This window comes from Nocardia coubleae NBRC 108252, from assembly GCF_001612805.1.
In the GTDB taxonomy this organism is placed as follows: domain Bacteria; phylum Actinomycetota; class Actinomycetes; order Mycobacteriales; family Mycobacteriaceae; genus Nocardia; species Nocardia coubleae.
The window spans coordinates 556,816-571,206 of the sequence record NZ_BDBD01000011.1; the positions used below are offsets into that span (position 1 = coordinate 556,816).

General features: G+C 65.8%; 16 protein-coding genes. 7 read left to right on the forward strand and 9 right to left on the reverse strand.

Annotation, left to right across the window (positions count from 1 at the left end; genetic code table 11):
• Positions 1 to 172 precede the first annotated feature (172 nt).
• The 5 genes from NCO8_RS31830 to NCO8_RS11630 all read right to left on the reverse strand — a co-directional run bounded on the left by NCO8_RS31830 (position 173) and on the right by NCO8_RS11630 (position 4,997).
• The gene (locus NCO8_RS31830; protein ID WP_167353273.1) at positions 173 to 346 is read right to left on the reverse strand and encodes a hypothetical protein; all 174 of its coding nucleotides are present in this window, start codon (positions 344 to 346) and stop codon (positions 173 to 175) included.
• Positions 347 to 915: 569 nt separating this feature from the next.
• Positions 916 to 1,416, reverse strand: coding sequence for a hypothetical protein (locus NCO8_RS11615; RefSeq protein ID WP_157104884.1), 501 nt, complete (start codon positions 1,414 to 1,416; stop codon positions 916 to 918).
• A 142-nt stretch (positions 1,417 to 1,558) separates the two neighbouring features.
• On the reverse strand, positions 1,559 to 2,905 hold the full coding sequence (locus NCO8_RS11620; RefSeq protein WP_245655319.1) for a lipase family protein: 1,347 nt from the start codon (positions 2,903 to 2,905) through the stop codon (positions 1,559 to 1,561).
• A 323-nt stretch (positions 2,906 to 3,228) separates the two neighbouring features.
• A complete protein-coding gene (locus NCO8_RS11625) occupies positions 3,229 to 4,404 on the reverse strand; it encodes a GDSL-type esterase/lipase family protein (RefSeq protein ID WP_067638864.1) in 1,176 nt (391 codons plus the stop codon).
• Positions 4,401 to 4,997, reverse strand: a complete 597-nt coding sequence (locus tag NCO8_RS11630) for a TetR/AcrR family transcriptional regulator (RefSeq protein WP_157104885.1) — start codon at positions 4,995 to 4,997, stop codon at positions 4,401 to 4,403. The genes NCO8_RS11625 and NCO8_RS11630 overlap by 4 nt, the downstream gene beginning before the upstream one ends.
• A gap of 207 nt (positions 4,998 to 5,204) precedes the next feature.
• Here NCO8_RS11630 and NCO8_RS11635 point away from each other — a divergent pair, with 207 nt between their 5' ends.
• Positions 5,205 to 5,885, forward strand: coding sequence for a TetR/AcrR family transcriptional regulator (locus tag NCO8_RS11635; protein WP_067638869.1), 681 nt, complete (start codon positions 5,205 to 5,207; stop codon positions 5,883 to 5,885).
• Positions 5,882 to 6,763, forward strand: coding sequence for an alpha/beta fold hydrolase (locus tag NCO8_RS11640; protein ID WP_067638870.1), 882 nt, complete (start codon positions 5,882 to 5,884; stop codon positions 6,761 to 6,763). The genes NCO8_RS11635 and NCO8_RS11640 overlap by 4 nt, the downstream gene beginning before the upstream one ends.
• Before the next feature lie 37 nt (positions 6,764 to 6,800).
• Here NCO8_RS11640 and NCO8_RS11645 read toward each other — a convergent pair whose 3' ends face one another.
• On the reverse strand, positions 6,801 to 7,193 hold the full coding sequence (locus NCO8_RS11645; RefSeq protein WP_067640020.1) for an antibiotic biosynthesis monooxygenase family protein: 393 nt from the start codon (positions 7,191 to 7,193) through the stop codon (positions 6,801 to 6,803).
• Positions 7,194 to 7,525: 332 nt separating this feature from the next.
• Positions 7,526 to 8,125 carry a TetR/AcrR family transcriptional regulator gene (locus tag NCO8_RS11650; RefSeq protein WP_067638872.1) on the reverse strand — a complete coding sequence of 200 codons (600 nt, stop codon included), beginning with the start codon at positions 8,123 to 8,125 and terminating at the stop codon, positions 7,526 to 7,528.
• 158 nt (positions 8,126 to 8,283) lie between these two features.
• On the opposite strand from NCO8_RS11650, the gene NCO8_RS11655 reads away from it, so the two are divergent.
• Both NCO8_RS11655 and NCO8_RS11660 read left to right on the forward strand, forming a co-directional pair.
• On the forward strand, positions 8,284 to 9,408 hold the full coding sequence (locus NCO8_RS11655) for an MFS transporter (RefSeq protein ID WP_281201972.1): 1,125 nt from the start codon (positions 8,284 to 8,286) through the stop codon (positions 9,406 to 9,408).
• Positions 9,409 to 9,605: 197 nt separating this feature from the next.
• Entirely contained in the window at positions 9,606 to 10,103 is a 498-nt protein-coding gene (locus tag NCO8_RS11660; RefSeq protein ID WP_245655320.1) for a nuclear transport factor 2 family protein, read from the forward strand.
• A gap of 28 nt (positions 10,104 to 10,131) precedes the next feature.
• On the opposite strand, the gene NCO8_RS11665 is transcribed toward NCO8_RS11660, so the two are convergent.
• Together NCO8_RS11665 and NCO8_RS11670 are read right to left on the reverse strand one after the other, a co-directional pair.
• Positions 10,132 to 10,896 (reverse strand): SDR family oxidoreductase, encoded by a 765-nt coding sequence (locus NCO8_RS11665; RefSeq protein WP_067638878.1) that lies wholly within the window; start codon positions 10,894 to 10,896, stop codon positions 10,132 to 10,134.
• 36 nt (positions 10,897 to 10,932) lie between these two features.
• Positions 10,933 to 11,850 carry a helix-turn-helix transcriptional regulator gene (locus tag NCO8_RS11670; protein ID WP_067638880.1) on the reverse strand — a complete coding sequence of 306 codons (918 nt, stop codon included), beginning with the start codon at positions 11,848 to 11,850 and terminating at the stop codon, positions 10,933 to 10,935.
• Between the two features lie 214 nt (positions 11,851 to 12,064).
• On the opposite strand from NCO8_RS11670, the gene NCO8_RS11675 reads away from it, so the two are divergent.
• From NCO8_RS11675 to NCO8_RS11685, 3 genes are read left to right on the forward strand one after another with little or no spacing between them, the layout of a single operon-like run.
• A complete protein-coding gene (locus tag NCO8_RS11675; RefSeq protein ID WP_067640023.1) occupies positions 12,065 to 12,550 on the forward strand; it encodes a cyclophilin-like fold protein in 486 nt (161 codons plus the stop codon).
• A 22-nt stretch (positions 12,551 to 12,572) separates the two neighbouring features.
• Positions 12,573 to 13,340: an SDR family NAD(P)-dependent oxidoreductase gene (locus tag NCO8_RS11680; RefSeq protein ID WP_067638884.1), complete on the forward strand. Its 768-nt coding sequence runs from the start codon at positions 12,573 to 12,575 to the stop codon at positions 13,338 to 13,340.
• A 23-nt stretch (positions 13,341 to 13,363) separates the two neighbouring features.
• The gene (locus NCO8_RS11685; RefSeq protein ID WP_067638886.1) at positions 13,364 to 14,389 is read left to right on the forward strand and encodes a zinc-dependent alcohol dehydrogenase family protein; all 1,026 of its coding nucleotides are present in this window, start codon (positions 13,364 to 13,366) and stop codon (positions 14,387 to 14,389) included.
• Positions 14,390 to 14,391 lie beyond the last annotated feature (2 nt).

Sequence of the window (14,391 nt, forward strand, 5' to 3'; positions counted from 1 at the left end):
CTACACACCCTCGGCCGGATGACCGCCGCCCCTCTCCCACAACCACGAAGGACGGGCCCGGCGACGACGATCGACCCCGGGCCCCTCCGAACACTGTTTCGTGCCGGTGGTCAGAGCGAGGGACCCGCGCGATCCCACGCTTCGCCACCGAATCACGAGTTCAGCGAACAAATCACAGGCAGAAGCCGACCTCGAGCGGACCCAAGTGGATGGGCAAGCACACTTCCACCGAGCCGGACACCGGAGCAGCCGTCGGAGCCTCCGCCGACGCCACGCCGGCGCCGATCGCGGTCGCCGACATTGCGATCGCCGCCGCCGCCAGCGGCCGATAGATTCTGGAACTCATACTGCCATCCTCGATAGTGCGATTGTGATGCGTCCCATGAGCGGGACCGGTCACATCAGATCATGACCCACGAGTAATGTCACGCTTACAGAAATAATTCGCACTACGAGGCTGGGTATGCGCAGCTCGTTCGACCAGAAGCCACTCACAGGCTAATTTCTCAGCCAGAACACACTTATATATCAATGGAACTCGGAGGCATGTGCTCGAGTTTTCACAGCACGAGTCCGACCTGAAATATTTTGATATGAATTCATAAACTTTAACGGGAACCTTTGTAGGTTACTCCATCGGTATATCACCGGGATAGAACAGCCATGTCCGAATATACAAACTTGCGGTCGACTCGTTCACGCGGTTAACCAACGAAAATCGGATTGTGCCCTGCGGATAGTCACGCGCAGGCGCCTCCGAACCCCACCATCCCGTGAACGGCCGATCCCGTCGCTGACCGCGCGTCGTCGTGCGAAGCTCTCACCGGACGCCCCCTCAACCTCAGTCGCCCAGCATGACCAGCTGCTCCGTCACACACGCCAGGGAGGCAGTCATGACCAGCTCCGCGAGGCGGTTCATCTGTCGGACCTGGTCCAGGTCCGGTACTCGGCCTCGCGGGACGGGGTGCCGTTCCATGGATGGTCCAGGAAGTCCTCGTCGCGTACTTCGGTCCGTCTCGGGAGGTGGGCGCAGACGCAGGTGATGGTCAAGGTGGCTGTGCGGGAGCCGAGTTCGTCGGCTTTGAGGTCGTGAGCCAGGTCGGTGGCGACCGGGAGGAGGTCGTTCATTGTCGCCGTGCCGGGCAGGCAGAGCTCGAGGTACAAGTCGACCGAGCCCGGTCGCTCGGCCGACAACGCCGATCTTCCTGCCGCTATACGGACATCCGGTGGGAGGCGGGTGCGCTGCATGAACTTCGACAGGTCGAATCCGGCGATCGTCTGTGGGCCGGTCACGAATTTGCCCTGGCACGCCAGAACGGTCTGCGGCGGCTCGGGTGGGGCGGTCTCGTCGGATGTTTGACAGGCGGCCATCAGCGCCGCCGCGACGATCCAGATCAAGGCTGTCGCGCGTCTCATCGGGAATCAGGCTAGCTGTTGCGGGTCATGACCGTATAGGCAGCGCCACCCACCCCTGACCACGCAGCGACCGCCGAAGCCTTCGGCACCGATCTCATCGACCCGCCACGCTGGCGAGGGCGCTGCGATTGTCGGCAGAAGCCTAGGCCGCTTTCTCTACCGGGTGAGGTCCGCGCGAAGCGATCGGCGCACCGATCAGCGGCCGCCCGGTTGCGACCGCCAGCGCGGTACCGACCACCCCGATCAGTCCGCGCAGACTCGGCGCTGAGATGCTCGATGACAGCACGGTTCGTGTGCTCGGTGGCGCCAACGGATTGGCAGCGATACGGTCCGACAACCAGCCCAAACTCATCGGGGTCGACAGCGGAAGCAACGTGAAGTGGTCACTCATGCGGTCGCGTACGTAGGTGACGTGGGTGCCCGCAGCCCGGTACCGTTCGACCTGCTCGTCGACACTGCCGCAATGGATCACCTGATCATCGACCGGCTGCATCACCAGCAGCGGACAGGCAGGGGCGGACAAACCCAACCGCAGATCGTCGAGCACCGCTCGGATCTTCGGCTCGGCGAGAATCTCGTCGAGCGGACGCCGTAGGTGCTCGTCGAAACTCTGCCCCGACATCCGCAGCAGCGCGACAATCGGCGGAAGTTTCTCGACGGCTGCCAGCAACGCCTGTCCCTCGGGCAGAATATCGGCGTCGAGGGCAGCGTCGAGGTCCGGATACAGCCGACGCAGTGCCGCCACCACCATCAGCGGAAAGCCGGAGAATCGACTGCCGTGCAGGCGAAGAAACACTTCACCGGGATCGCCGACCGGTGCGCCGAGCACCGCACCCACCAGGTTCAACTCGGGCGCGTAACTCGGAGCCATCTCGGCGGCCCACGCAGTGGCCATGCCACCACCGGAGTACCCCCACAACGCGATCGACGTCCGCGGATGCAGGCCGAGCGGCATGAACGACAGCGCGGCCCTTGCCCCGTCCAAGCTGCGATAGCCCGGTTCCCGCGGCGCGCCGAAACTTCCCTTCATACCGCCGTGATCAGCGATACCGACCGCCCAGCCACGCCGGAGCGCATTCGCGATCAGCGGCCATTCGAGCCGGGTGATCGAACCCGGCGCCCGCGTATGGTGGCGCAACACGTAGGACGGCGCACAACGCTCGGTCACCGAGTCGATTGCGGACTGGAACAACAACAGCGGACGGTCGGGGTCCGCGACAGCCCCAGCCGGGAGCACGACGGTGGTTATCGCGATCTCCGCCCGCCCGAAAAGGTCGTTGCTGCGGTAGGCCAACTGCCAGGCTTGGACCTGCTGCCGGACCGATCCGAACAGTGACAGTTCGACTCGCCTGCTCCGAATCAACGAGCCCGGTGCGTAGGCGGCGATATCAGCGGGACAGCGCATGAAGGGGTCGAGAGAGGGGAGCTGCGGGACGTCGCGGTGCGCTTCGGTACTACCCGGCACCGGCGAATGTTCAGTTTCGGACACGATTTCAGGGTCTTCCCGGGTTCGACAGACGAGCTGTGCGATATCGAAGCCCGGGTCCACAGACCCCATCTCACAAACGGCCGAAGGCGACCTTGCCCACTACCGAGCCTAGGCAGCTCCCACCCACTTCGTGCGCAGCAGGACACCAATTGTGTTACCTCGCATCAGTTTCGGCACACAGGTTGTATCCCGACGCAGCCTCTGTCCCTGCTGAGCAATCGCCGAAAACCCGTGGGTATCGGTTGGTCGAGCGTTTTGGGTTCAGCATCTGAAGGGTGACGCTCTGCGTGAGACGTCGGGCACCATCGACCCCGCCACAGGAGCTAGTGGGTGGCGGCCGCTGGGTGCCGAGCCTTTCTGAACACCCCTCCTGGCCCGAATACGTTGTCCGCGAACCGTTGTCCTATGAGGGCGTGTGTGTCGGTGTCCGGGTGCAGGCCGTCGGGAAGTGGATGGCGCTGTGCGTCGCGCCGGCCGTAGAGAGTGCGACCGTCGAGGTAGTGCAGGTTCGGGTCCTCGGACCTGCTGTCGATGATCTCCGCCAAGGCGTCCCGAACGACCCCAAGGGTCAAGCGGCCCAAGGTGGTATCACCCTTCTTTCCGGTCGCGATGAACTGCACGGAGTCGGTGCCCAGCGTGGTCGGATCGATCGCACCGGGGCCGGGGGTGTCCTCGTGGATCGGGCACTGGATGGGCGAGATCAGCAGCAGCGGCGTGACGGGGTGGCCGTCACGGATGGTGTCCAGGAAGCCGTGAACGGCGGGAACGAAGCTGCGCAGCCGCATGGAGTCGTGGTTCACCACATTGATTCCCAGCTTGACACTGATCACGTCCGCTGGAGTGTCACGCATGTGGCGCGCCATGAACGGATCCACGAGCGCGCTGCCACCGAAGCCCAGGTTGCGCAGCTGCGCGCCACCGCGCAGCGCCGCGACGACAGGCCAGATGCGAGTGGGGCTCGTGGCGTTGGAGCCCTGACTGATCGAGCTGCCGTGGTGTAACCACAGCGGACCGCTCGGCGGTGCGGGCTGCAGTGGGGCGTCGGACCGCAGTGCGATCAGATCGATCTGTTCGTTGTGCGGGAGCCAGATCTCGACCGTTTTCTCGCCGGGCCCGAGAGCGTTGATGGTCACGAGTTCAGGAGCTCCCGGCACGAACGTTCGAGTGCCGGTGTGCGGGTCCATCTCGATGGTGTCCCCGCCGGTGAGGACGTGGGAATGGTGGAAGACGTCATCGACCACCACGTCGATGGCACCGCGGGCGCGAGTCGCGCCGCGGTAGCTGACGCGGGTGGCGTGCACTTGCATACCGATGTCGACGCTCGTGGTACGCACGGCGACTCGGACCCCGGAAGGCTGCGCTTCCACGAGGGTGAGCTGTGGATCGGCGAACCGCTCTCGGATCGGTCGGGGAAGTCTGTGGGGACGTACGCCGCGCTCGGACGATTCCAGTTCTACTGCGCCGCGGATCAATTCATCGGTGAGCTGGGTGGTGATCATGGAGTTGCTCTCTCGCGGGCAGTGCCGCGGTTGTGCCAATGGGCGAGGAGGAAGTCGAGGGCGTCGATCAGTTCCGGCCACGACTGCTCCGCCGGTGGCATGCTGTGGGCGAAGTTCCCGCTGCGTTCGAGGTTCAGAAATCCGCTCAACGCGCTAGCCATGATGCGGGTGGCGTGAACCCGATCGGGGACGGGGATGTCGTAACCGAGCAGGACGGCGTCGGTCACCTGCACGATGCGGCGTGCGGCGCCCGAATCGACGGCGGCCTGTCCTGCCCGTCGCTGCAAGGACGCCCATCGGCCTGGATGTTCGGTCGAGTACTCACGGTGCGCCGTCGTGAAACCCACCAGCGCATCCTTCTTCGACCGACCGGCTATGGCGTCGCCGATGTTCGCCGCGAGTTCGCCGAGCGCCAGGGCGGTAATGCCGTCCCGGAGGTCGGCGAGGTCTTCGACATGCGAGTACAGGCTGGGCGTTCGCACGCCGAACGATCGGGCCACGGCCGCGAGGCTCAACGAATCGAAACCGGACGCGTCGGCGAGTTGCGCGGCGCGCTCTGTCACCACCGATCGATTCAGGGGCACTCTGTCCATGGCTAACATCCTATCATCATTAGGCAATCACCTACGGTCATTAGGGTCACCGCCAACGCGGTCGTCCCTCACCGCTTCCCGCTTGACAGCTGGACGCAGGCGCGGACCCATCCGGACGTCCAGGAGGGCAACCATTCTTCAACCGCCCGAAGTCTTGCCCCGCGTAGTGACCGTCTGACAGGATTGGGTCACTACCTAGGAGCGCACATGCCCCGACCTCTACTTCCCGACCGCCGGCGGCGCATCCTTGCCGCAGCACAGCAACTGCTGCTGGACAAGGGATGGCCCGCAACGACGGTGTCGGCGATCGCCGCTCGGGCGGGTATCGGCAAAGGTGCCGTTTACCTGGAGTTCCCGGACAAGCCCGCGATCCTCGCCGCGGTCCTGCACGACCGGATGCGGCAGTTGAGCGCCCAGGTGCATACCCGGGTCGTCGAGACCTCGGACCTCGTCGATCTGCCGGCGGTCTACCGGTTCGGGGTCGAGGCTCTCCTCGCGGACCCGGTGATGTGCGCGCTGTACACCGGTGATCAGAACGTGCTCGGCGACTACGTGCACACCGTCACAGACGACCGCTATCTGCAGCGCCAGGACTGGCTCGGCGACTATATCGCTCGCCTCCAAGACTTCGGCGTCATCGACGCGACGATCCCCGCCGACACCATCACCCAGGTACTCAGCGTGTTCACCGTCGGTCTGGTCCATGCGCCGGGAACGCTCGGCGCCACCAGCGCGGAAATGCTCTCTGCCGCAGTGGGTCTGTTCGCTGATCTCGTCGGGCGCGGTCTCGCGACCGGTCTCCCCACCGATCCCGAAGCAGCGCGTGCAGCGCAGCTCGAATTGCTCGGACGGCTGGAAACCCAACTCGATCCGCAGGAGCCGCCATGACCGACATTTTCGACACCTACACCGACGTGACCGTTGCCGGTGGCCCGGTGCGGCTCTATCGCGCAGGCGATTCCGGCCCGCCGCTGCTCCTGCTACACGGCGGCATGCTGGACACCGCCCGGGGTGTATGGCGCCGGATCGTGCCCGACCTCGCCGTCGACCACCGCGTCTACGCCATAGATCTCCCCCGCCACGGCAACAGCCGCCCCTGGCAAGGAGTCCTCGACGACACTTTCTACCGGCGGTTCCTCCACGAGCTGCTCGACACCCTCGACCTGCCCCGAGTGGCGATCATCGGTATCTCACTCGGCGCGGGCGTCGCGACCGGATATGCCTTGGACCATCCTGAACGAGTCACCGCCCTGATCGCCATCGGCCCCGGCGGGATCGGCGCCGAACGCACAGCACAATTCCTCACCTGGTTACTCATCCGCACTCCCGGCGTCCTGCGGCTCACCAGCCGCTACCTGGCGCGACATCCCGCTTCGATCCGCAAGTCGATGATCAGCACCCTCACCGCGGGCGCGAAGACCCCCGATTTCGACACGATCGTCGAGCTGGCAACCGCCGAAGCCGTAGCGAAAGCCGAACACGACGAACCGGTCCTCGACGACTGGATGACCCGCGCGTACGGCCCATTCGCCATGCGCCTCAACCTTTTACCGGCCCTCCCGGGCATGATTACACCCACGCTGTGGGTCCGAGGTGGCAACGACCGGCTCGTCGGCGCGACCGAGATGTCGGCAGCGGCTGCCGCAACACCGAACGGTCGCCTGGTCACCATCCCGGACGCCGGGCACATCGTCACCTACGACCAGCCCGAGGAATTCAATCGTCTCGCCCGCGAGTTCTTGGATGCGACACTCGATCACTGCTGACCGTGAAGCCGACCCCGAACGCACAGTCCACACCCGGCTATTCGTTGGCGCTGTCAGTCGTCGTCGGCACAAGATCCGGAGGGCGAGCCCACTCGTACTCGCGTTCAACATGGCATATCCGCGCCCTGTAACCCAGGTAAAACCGTTCGCGGCCGTCGCGTTGAGCGGCCACGTGCTCGATGTCCTCCCGCCAGTTGCGCAGGGCATCGAGATCGCGCCAGTACGACACGGTGATTCCACAGTGCTCGTCTCGCGCGAACTCCATCCCCAGATACCCATCGATCCGCACAGCGAGGTCAGCCATTCGTGCCGCCGCCTCCTCGTACCCAGCCAAATCCACAGGGTCGTCCGACAAGGCCGTGGTGAGAATCGCGGCGACATACGGCGGCGACGTTCCACGAACAAATGGCAGCCCACTCCACGACGTCATGGTTCCTCTCACCGCCTCGCCCCTGCAGGGTTGAAGCAGGGAATCCGACCAAGAGACCCGAACTGTTCCGGCACGGCACCGTTCGCTACTCCAGGTGTCACCGCGTCGTCACAGCACTCCGAACAAGCCCCGCAGTGAATAGTCCCGTCACGATACATCGAAAGCTCTGCAACGACTTACAACTACGGACCGGGCTGCCTTCGGCACACTCCATCGCCGCGCTGCCGTCGGGAATCCTGATCAGCGTCGTGGTTGCGGCCGTACTGCGCTACGGGATGGCGTTGTCGCACAAATGGTTATCTGGTCGGCGTTCGCCGCACAGGAAGCCGAGATTACCGGCGTTCCGGGCCGGGGCCGAGCGAGCCGATGGCGAAATCTATCGCGGTGATCAGTCGAGCTGTGTCGTGGCCGGCACGTTCTCTGACACGCAGGCCCAGGACGGTGGTGAACAGGGATTCGACTGCGGCGTCGATGTCGAGATCAGCGGGCAGTTCCCCGGCAGTGCGGCCGCGACGGAGCACATTGCGGAGCGAGTCGCGAGTAACTTCGAAGGCGCCTTCGATGCGCTGCTGCACAGCGGTGTCGGTGGTGCCGAGTTCGGTGGCGGTGTTGACCACGAAGCACCCGTCGGCGTCCTCCGCCCCCGGTGCGCCGCTGATCATCCAGATCATCCAGTCCCGCAACGCTTCTCGGCATGAAGCGGCCTGTTCGAGGCGGCGTTCGGCCTCGGCCGAGTCGTGTGCGCGGTAGTGGTCGAGTGCGCGCAGGAACAGGGTGTGCTTGTCGGTGAATGTCCGGTAGAGACTACTGGGCTTGAGGGCCAGTTCCTCGCCCAAGTCACGCACGGAGGTGGCGTGGTAGCCGCGGCGCCGGAACACGGCGGTCGCCTTGGCGACCACCTCCTGCTCGTCGAACTCGCGCGGGCGTGGCACGAAGCCAATCTATCACAGTTGTGTAGCGATCGCTCCCGTATTAAGGTGCCCGATATGGGAACGATCGCTACCAAATCGGGGAGTCGGCTTTGACCACGACACAACACACGTCCAATCCCGCTGTGCTGCAAAGAAACCGCTGGCCGGCCGTGGCCGCAGTGGCAGTCGGAACGTTTCTGCTTGTGACGGCCGAGCAACTGCCGATCGGGTTGCTGTCCGCGGTGGGGGGAACATTGCGGATCTCCGAGGGCACGGCCGGATTGATGGTGACCGGGGCCAGTATCGTGGCCGCGCTGGCTGCGCCGGTGGTCCCCCTGGTCATCGGCCGGCTCGACCGCCGGATATTGCTCCTCGCCCTGATGGGGCTCATGACCGCGGCCAACACGATTTCGACGGTGGCGCCGAACTTGGGGGTCATGCTGGCCTCCAGAGTGCTGGTCGGCATCGCGATCGGCGGGTTCTGGGCCGTGGCCGCAGGGCTGGCGGTGCGGCTGGTGACCGAGACTGCAGTGCCGAAAGCCACAGCCATCATCTTCGGCGGTGTCGGCGCCGCGAACGTGCTCGGCGTCCCCCTCGGGACAGCACTTGGCGGATTCGCGGGCTGGCGTCTGGCCTTTGCGGCGCTGAGTGTGCTGGCCCTGGTCGTCTTGGTTGTCTTGGTCGCGGTGCTGCCGCCGTTGGTCGCCACCCAACCAGTCGGACTCGCCCAGCTGGCCGAGCAATTCCGCAACCCCGGTGCGCGAGCGGGCATTCTGGCCACATTCCTGCTCGTGACCGGGCATTTCGCCGCCTACACCTTCGTCGGACCGGTCCTGCGGGAGCTATCCGGGATCAGTCCGGAGTTCGTCGGCCCCCTGTTGCTGGGATTCGGCGTAGCGGGCGTGGCCGGAAACTTCCTCGCGGGCGCGCTCATCGGGCAGTCCGTGCACCGGACCGTCTTCGGAATCGCCGCAGGACTGGCCGTGCTGCTATTGCTCTACCCGCTGCTCGGTCGCGTCCCGATCGGCGCGGTGTTGTTGTTGATCGCATGGGGGCTGGTCTTCGGCGGAGTGTCGGTGAGCCTGCAGACATGGATGATCAAAGCAGCCCCCACCGCGGTCGAAGCCGCGTCCGCGCTGTGGGTCGCGGTGTTCAACCTGGCGATCGGGCTCGGTGCGCTGGCCGGCGGACTGGTCGTCGACGCCGTCTCCTTGCCCGCAATGCTGATCTTCGCCGGTGTACTGCTGACCCTCGCCGCACTTGCGGTGTGGACCCACCGCCCCTCCGATAGAGACGCCGGATAACCAGCTCGCGAAGCGACTGAGCAACTGTATTTCGTTTCGGGGGATCGGTTCCGTAAACACGGGAGCGATCCCCTGCCCACCTCCGCTCATGCCGACCGCATTTCCGGACATGCCAATGAGCCTGTGTCGCGGGACGATTGGGGGCGCCGTCCGATTATCGCCAGCAAGCCGCGGACCACGCACCGATAGTGATAGTCGTGACCACACCTTCCGAAGACTCCCCCAGGCTCCTCCTCGAGCGCATGTACCAGGCCGAGGCCGACTATCTTGCCGCCGGCGGACCCGGCGCAGCGTCATTCGCCACGCTTGCTCCGTTCTTCGCGCCAGCCGTCGTGCTGTGGCAGGCAGACTCTCTGCCCTACGGGGGAATCTGGCACGGCCACGACGGTCTTGAACGCTTCTTCCTCGCGATGAGCGCGACCTGGGACCGATTCGAACTGGCTGAACAGACGTTCCTGTCCGATTCCAATCCGCTCGTCGTCCTGACGCACGTCCACGCCCGGTCCCGAGCGAGCGGTCGAGAGCTGAATTTCCCTATCCTGCAGACCATCACCGTAACCGGTGGGCGGATCACCGAGATCCGACCCTTCTACTGGGACACCGCGACAATCGCCGATGCCTGTTTGCCGCCCACTCGCGAGCTCGACGGCACGACCGCCAGGAATCATCTTCCGCTTTATATCGATCCAGCATAAAGACAAGAACTCCATGGCCGTGTGCGGGTCACGTCGTTTGGCCGCCGTCGACGACTAGGGCGTGGCCGATGATGAAGGCGGCTGGGTCGGAGCACAGCCATAGGACGGTTCCCGCGATCTCGTCGGGGGTGCCCATGCGGCCGATGGGTTCTTGGTCGATGACCTGCTGTCGTCCTTCGGGTGTGCCGCCGGAGAATCGGTCCATCATTTCGGTGTCGATGATGCCGGGGCAGATGGCGTTGATGCGGATCCCGGTGGCGGCGTAGTCGAGGGCGGCGGATTTCGTGAGGCCGATGATGCCGTGTTTGGCTGCGGCATAGGCGGACTGGCCTCGGAAGCCTTTGACCCCGGCTCCGGAGGACGTGTTGACGATGCTGCCGCCGTGCTCGCTCATCAGCGGGATCTGGTGCTTCATGCACAGGAATACTCCGCGCAGGTCGACGGCGAGGATGCGGTCCCAGTCGTCGACCGAGATGTCGGCCAGCGGCGCGACGGGTTGTTCGATGCCTGCGTTGTTGAAGGCGACGTCGAGGCGGCCGAAGGTCTGGATCGTCTGGTCCAGGGCCGCGCGCACGTCGTCTTCGTCGGTGACGTCACAGCGGATGGGCAGTGCTGTGCCGCCGTTCTGTTCGATTCGGCGGGCGGTTTCCTCGATGCCGTCGGCGTTGATATCGGCCACGACGACGCGGGCTCCGGCCCGGGCGAAAGCCAGGGCAGTCGCTCGTCCGATTCCGCTGGTGGCCCCGGTCACGAAGGCGACTTTTCCGGTGAAGTTGTAGTCGACGTCCGTCATGAAACGGCTCTCCTAGCCTGGCCGATGGTGGGTCGGTCAGCGGTCGGTGATGCGGCTCGGCTGATCGGAAGTGTGCTCGGCGAAGGTGGTGTCCGCCCAGTTGGCGAGCAGGGTCATCGCGTCCGCCGAGGGGCTGCCGGATCGGGCGGTGTAGAGCGTCAGCACCAGACCGGGGTCCGCGGGCAGTGGCATCGTTTCGTAGTCGATCGTGATGTCGCCGACGACAGGATGGTGGAAGCTCTTGGTGCCCGTGTAGTGCAGGCGCACATTGTGTTTGGCCCAGCGCACCCGGAATTCGTCACTGCGAGTGGATAGTTCGCCGACCAGGTCGGAGATGCCGCGGTCGTAGGGGTCGCGGCCGGCGTCGGTGCGGAGCAGGTTGACCGAGGCGTCTGCCATCTGGTCCCAGTCCGGATAGAACTCGCGGGCTCGGGGGTCGAGGAAGCAGAACCGGACGAAGTTGACCTGCTTGCTCAGGTCCGGGTGCAGCGGGTCGGGGTAGAGGGGCGAGTAGAACGCGTAGGCCAGCCGGTTGGCGGCGACGAGGTCGTGGCGGGCGTTGCGGATGAACGCGGGCCCGGTGAATCCGTCGAGCAGCCGCTGCACCACCGGCCGCACCGTTTTCGTCGTCCGTCGTTGGCGGGTGCGCTGCGGGCTGGTGAGAACATTGCGGTGCAGATCGAACAGGTGTGAACGCTCGGCCTCGTCGAGTTCGAGCGCTCGAGCGATCGCGTCCAACACCGACTCGGAGACGCTGTTGACCTTCCCGCGTTCGATCTGGGTGTAGTAGTCGACCGAGAGCCCGGCCAGGGTCGCGACTTCCTGCCTGCGCAGGCCGGGAACACGCCGTTTCCCGGCGTCGTAGACGGGCAGTCCCACCTGGTCGGGAGTGATCTTGGCTCGGCGCGAAGCCAGGAACCTGCCGATCTCCGCTGCGCGCTTGCTCGACTCCATGTGTCCGAGGCTAGGCGCCTGGCCTGCGTGTTTGCCAGGTGTTGATGAGAGGGGTGCTGCCGGCACCCCCCTGAACTGCACCTCCCACAAACCCGATCGACGACGTTGCATGGAACACGAAGCCCACGGACATGCCGACCCGGCCGGAACAGCACCAGATCAGCGGCCCGGCCCGTGTGAGCTGACCATGCACCGCCTCGACGACAGGAGTCCGATGCGATCGACCCGGCTGTTCGTCGCAAGTCTGATCGCGGCCACCGCGGTGATCACCGCCTGCACGAGCACACCGTCAACCACCCCGAACCCGTCCGCACTCACCCCACCGGCAGCGCAGGAGGACACGTTCATGCGGATCCGGATCCGCACCGCCGCGGGAGAAGCAGGCGGCCACCTGTACGACAACGCCACGGCCCGCGACTTCGCGTCCCTGCTACCGCTCACCCTGACCGTCCACGAGCTCGGCGGCCGGGAGAAGGCAGCCACGCTCCCCCGCGAACTCGCCGACGGCCAGGGCCGAGCCGAGTACCGCGCGGGCCAGCTCGGTTACTGGGCACCCGGCCACGACCTGGCCGTCTACTACCGCGAAGACGGCTTCCGAGTCCCCGCGCCCGGGATCGTGATGATCGGCGAGATCGAGTCCGGTCTGACGGCGATCACCGCCGAATCCGCCGGACTCACCCTCACCGTAACTGCCGCCTGACCGCCAGAAGGAGCACCGCATCGTGAATCCCACCTACGACTTCACCGGACAGGTCGCCTTCGTCACCGGCGCCGCCTCGGGCATGGGACTGGCCACCGCGACCGCCTTCGCCCGCGCAGGTGCCGCGGTCACTCTCACCGACGTCGACGACGAAGCCCTCGAGAGCGCGGTCACCGAGATGCGCGCCGCCGGACGCCAGGTGCTGGCGGTGCACTGCGACGTGGCCGACGAAGATCAGGTCGCCGCCGCCGTGACCGCGACCGTCGAGCAGTTCGGCCGCCTGGACTTCGCGTACAACAACGCGGGCATCCAGTCCCCGACCGTCGACGCCGCCGACGAGCCCGGCGAGGTGTTCGACCGGGTCACCGGCATCAACCTGCGCGGAGTCTGGGCGTGCATGAAACACGAACTCGCCCACATGCGCGAACAGGGCTCCGGAACCATAGTGAACTGCTCCTCCCTCGGTGGGCTGGTCGGGCTACCCGGCCGCGCCGCCTACCACGGCGCCAAACACGGCGTTATCGGCCTGACCCGTTCCGCCGCACTGGAATACGCGCCACGCGGCATCCGGATCAACGCCATCTGCCCCGGCACCATCGAAACCCCCATGGTCACCGCCATGTTCGACTCCGGCGACCTCGACCCCGCCCGAGCCGCCGACGACGAACCCATCGGCCGACTCGGCACCGCCGAGGAAATGGCCGCGGCCGTGCTGTGGCTGTGCAGCCCCGGCTCTTCCTATGTCGTCGGCGTCGCGCTTCCCGTCGACGGCGGCTACACCGCCCGTTGACCCGAACACCGAAAGGACACCCCATGCGTGGAGTAGTCATGTTCGCCCCCGGCGATGTGCGCGTCGTCGACCGTGAAGACCCCGAGATCGTCGAACCGACCGACGCGATCATCCGGCTCACCGCCACCTGCATCTGCGGCTCGGACCTGTGGCCGTACCGCGGCATCGAACCGGCCGAGCACACCCTCATGGGCCACGAATACGTCGGCGTTGTCGAAGAAATCGGTGCCGACGTGCACACCTTGAAGGTCGGAGACTTCGTCGTCGGCTCGTTCTGCATCTCCGACAACACCTGCGAAATCTGCCGCTCCGGATTCCAATCCCGCTGTGTACACGGCTCTTTCGTCGCCGCAGCGATCGGCACCCAGTCCGAATTCGCCCGGATCCCCTATGCCGACGGCACTCTCGTCGCGACGCCGACGATGCCCGAACCCGAGCTGATCCCGTCGCTGCTGGCCGCTTCCGACGTGCTCGGCACCGGTTGGTTCGCCGCCGACGCCGCAGCCGCCGGACCTGGCAAGACGATCGCCGTCGTCGGTGACGGTGCCGTCGGGTTGATGGGTGTGCTCGCCGCGAAACAGCTCGGCGCCGAACGCATCATCGCCATGTCCCGCCATCCCGAACGCCAAGCCCTCGCACGGGAATTCGGCGCCACCGACATCGTCGAAACCCGCGGTGACGAAGGCGCCGCCGCGATCAAGGACCTCACGAACGGGCTCGGCGCCCACGGTGTCATCGAAGCCGTCGGCACGCAGGAATCGATGATGCAGGCCATCAACTCCACCTGCCCCGGCGGGCACGTCGGCTATGTCGGCGTCGCCCACGACGGCGTCACCCTGCCCGCCGACCAGCTCTTCTTCGCCGAAGTCCACCTCCTCGGCGGCCCCGCCCCCGTGCGCCGATTCCTGCCCGACCTCATCGACCGCATCTGGAAGCGCAGCATCGACCCCGGCAAGGTCTTCGACCTCACTCTGCCCCTCGACCGAGCCCCCGACGGCTACCGGGCGATGGACGAACGCCGCGCCGTCAAAACGCTGCTCACCCTCTGACC

What these genes read in the sequence shown, in the direction of transcription:
- NCO8_RS31830 (WP_167353273.1), bottom strand. Translation starts at nt 346, where the DNA reads ATGAGTTCCAGAATCTATCGGCCGCTGGCGGCGGCGGCGATCGCAATG.
- NCO8_RS11615 (WP_157104884.1), bottom strand. Translation starts at nt 1,416, where the DNA reads ATGAGACGCGCGACAGCCTTGATCTGGATCGTCGCGGCGGCGCTGATG.
- NCO8_RS11625 (WP_067638864.1), bottom strand. Translation starts at nt 4,404, where the DNA reads ATGATCACCACCCAGCTCACCGATGAATTGATCCGCGGCGCAGTAGAA.
- NCO8_RS11630 (WP_157104885.1), bottom strand. Translation starts at nt 4,997, where the DNA reads ATGGACAGAGTGCCCCTGAATCGATCGGTGGTGACAGAGCGCGCCGCG.
- NCO8_RS11635 (WP_067638869.1), top strand. Translation starts at nt 5,205, where the DNA reads ATGCCCCGACCTCTACTTCCCGACCGCCGGCGGCGCATCCTTGCCGCA.
- NCO8_RS11640 (WP_067638870.1), top strand. Translation starts at nt 5,882, where the DNA reads ATGACCGACATTTTCGACACCTACACCGACGTGACCGTTGCCGGTGGC.
- NCO8_RS11645 (WP_067640020.1), bottom strand. Translation starts at nt 7,193, where the DNA reads ATGACGTCGTGGAGTGGGCTGCCATTTGTTCGTGGAACGTCGCCGCCG.
- NCO8_RS11665 (WP_067638878.1), bottom strand. Translation starts at nt 10,896, where the DNA reads ATGACGGACGTCGACTACAACTTCACCGGAAAAGTCGCCTTCGTGACC.
- NCO8_RS11670 (WP_067638880.1), bottom strand. Translation starts at nt 11,850, where the DNA reads ATGGAGTCGAGCAAGCGCGCAGCGGAGATCGGCAGGTTCCTGGCTTCG.
- NCO8_RS11675 (WP_067640023.1), top strand. Translation starts at nt 12,065, where the DNA reads ATGCGATCGACCCGGCTGTTCGTCGCAAGTCTGATCGCGGCCACCGCG.
- NCO8_RS11685 (WP_067638886.1), top strand. Translation starts at nt 13,364, where the DNA reads ATGCGTGGAGTAGTCATGTTCGCCCCCGGCGATGTGCGCGTCGTCGAC.